The organism is Staphylococcus sp. HMSC061G12 (assembly GCF_001838465.1).
Taxonomy (GTDB): domain Bacteria; phylum Bacillota; class Bacilli; order Staphylococcales; family Staphylococcaceae; genus Staphylococcus; species Staphylococcus simulans.
The window spans coordinates 1-2,626 of record NZ_KV837034.1 but is presented as its reverse complement, the minus strand read 5'-3'; the positions used below and the strand labels follow the sequence as shown (position 1 = coordinate 2,626).

Annotated in this window: 2 protein-coding genes and 1 pseudogene; all 3 read left to right on the top strand. The window is 34.3% G+C overall.

Translation table 11 applies throughout. The features are described from left to right. Positions 1 to 188 (top strand): annotated as a pseudogene (locus HMPREF2937_RS13875) (hypothetical protein); the annotation flags it as partial. Positions 189 to 200: 12 nt separating this feature from the next. Further along, positions 201 to 629 (top strand): RusA family crossover junction endodeoxyribonuclease, encoded by a 429-nt coding sequence (locus HMPREF2937_RS03400; protein ID WP_060804019.1) that lies wholly within the window; start codon positions 201 to 203, stop codon positions 627 to 629. Further along, a complete protein-coding gene (locus HMPREF2937_RS03395) occupies positions 629 to 1,630 on the top strand; it encodes a hypothetical protein (RefSeq protein ID WP_070864035.1) in 1,002 nt (333 codons plus the stop codon). Before HMPREF2937_RS03400 ends, HMPREF2937_RS03395 begins: the two co-directional genes overlap by 1 nt. The last annotated feature ends 996 nt before the right edge of the window (positions 1,631 to 2,626 follow it).

The following is a 2,626-nucleotide window of genomic DNA, read 5'->3' as shown; positions in this document are numbered from 1 at the left end:
TTGCAATGTTTAACGACTATATAGAGCACCCAGAAAAATATGAAAAAACGAAGAAAAAAGCTGAAGTAGATCTCGAGCAGCAAGAAGAAATTGTACAAAAACACATTAATAGTATGAATACGGATTATTTAAAGTACAAAAATGAGTCGAAACGTACCAAAACTTCCGATAATAAGGGGCAATCTTAGGAGGTTGGATGTATGAGCAAAGTATGGCGGTATACCATCAACCTTGCACCGATGGCAACGCCAAGGCCGCGTCATCGCTTTTTAGGAGATGGCAGAAAGATTACGTATTATGATCAAGCGTATATAGACTATATAGATGCTGTACAGGCTCAATTGGAAGCTGATCAGGCATTGAATGAAGATTTTTTCGATATTATACACACGCCTTTAGGTGTTAAAGCGGAAATTATGTTTTATGTTCAAGCGCCTAGGAGTCAAAAGAGACTTAAACAGATTACACGTACAACAGCACCTGATATAGATAATTTGCTTAAAGCAGCGCTCGACAGTATTTTCAAAGGCTTAGATGTCAAGGATAGTCGAGTAGTAATGGTAACGATGGCAAAATTTCAAGAGATGGATTATCCGAGAACAGAAATTGTCTTAAGGGGAATCGAATGATGGCAGTCACAAACCTAGATAAGTTTATAAAAATAGAAGAGATGATGTACCAAGCAGAAGGAGAGATGGCACGCTATTTGCAACAATTAGAAACACGTTATCATTATATGAATGTGCTGAGACAGGAATATAGTCATCTATCACATGGATTAATACAAATTGAGCAATTTTTACAGAGAGAAATCGAAGAATTTGAAGATGAAATACCTGATTTGGAAGCTGACGAGGATGTAAAGATTGTTAAAGAGAGTGCGCTGAAGAAGATAGAGAATCATATAGAGACGTTAGAAGAAGATAATATTTATTATGAATATGATGAAGATATAAAGCAGTTGATAGAGGTTAGAGACAGCTTAGAATCAGAACTTGATATTGATGTCTTATATCAAGTATGGCTTGTTTTAAAGCAGAAAAATATAAGTATCGAAGAGATTGATGTTTTATTGGAACTAATTAAGAGCTATGAGGATTATACTTATGTTGATGTTATAGCTTACTTGATAGGACATGTATCGCGTATCAGAAGTGAATATGTATCGAGTTTCGTTATTTTCAGAGAAGCATGTACAGCTGGAGATGAAATAGCACAAGAAATTGAGCAGATTATTGGTGAATTGGAAGATACGGGCTATTGCCGAGAAGCTCAGCTGCTATCAGAGATCAAACCAGATACTACAGAAGAGAGAGGGAAACGTCCGGACCCTGAACCGCTTCTGATGTTGCTCAGCCCTATTAAAAGTTCTGGTCTATCATACTATCAGAGTCATAACCGTAAATCAGATTCATATGCATTAAATATGGCTTTTGCTAAAGAGATTGCATACACTAGAAGAGCTTTATTGGAAGATCGAGAGTATATTGGTACAAAAAATGCCTTTAATAGATTAAATATGGCTTTTAAAGAGTTATCAGCGTATATGTATGCAAGGTTCCATCAATTAGGCGGAACCCCTAATAATTATCATGGGCATGAAGATAGAAAGAAAAGAAAGGCGCCTTAATCAAGTTAAGGTGCCTTTAAGTCGTTGTAATTGTGTGACTTAAGAAAAAATAGAGGTAAAATTAAACCAGCATGACTCACTGTTGGATTATTTATCAATCAATAGGCGAGTACATATTGGTTGTTTTTTCATATAAGCTAGCAGAGGTTGAGGCTAACTTGTATGATTGCTTCTACAGAAGTTTCAATAACCTCTGTAGAAGCAATGAAAACAGAATAAGGTTATATCCCAAAAAAGGATGGCCTACCATTATTATAGTATGTAAAAATGATAAGGACAATTCTCAAAAATTTGATGTTTTAGAATTTAATAAAATGGGATTGTGTGCAAGAAATCTAAATGATAAGGAGAAAAATAAATCTACTTATTGATATAAGAAAAAGGGACATCTATAAAATTAAGATGTCCCAATACTACTGTCATGATTTACCATGACAAAGCTGGAGTATAGGTGTTATTAAAATGCATGTATCAAACTGCTTTCACAGTGATTGTAACAGTGATGATAGTTAGAATCACTGTTAGGCGAGAGTCAAAACGTAGGTCATGTCTCAAAAGGAATGACCTACTCTTATCCTAGCACGTAAAAGCACTAAGGACAATTTTAACAAGGAAACGTATGTTTACTTTAGTGATAGTTTAGCTAAAAAGCTAAATTATGACGTTATGCAAGATGTTAGACACGTTATAACAGTCATCAAAATTTATGCATACGCAGTAGAATAAGTGATCAACACTTAGAAAACAATATTTTAGAGAGTAGATAACTCAGCGTAAGATGTTATCGAATAGTTTTATAGCTAGTCATAAAGAGGGACGTCATCTACAAAGGTGGCGTTCTTTTTGATTAGGCTATAAGTTCGCGAAAACGAACTGAAATATAAGTATATTTAAATGTATTATAAACCATAAATATAACATTTTAAAAGAAATAAGTAAAACGAAAACGTTCAAAAGAATAGGTAATAAAATACTACTGGATAGGAAAGTGAGAGT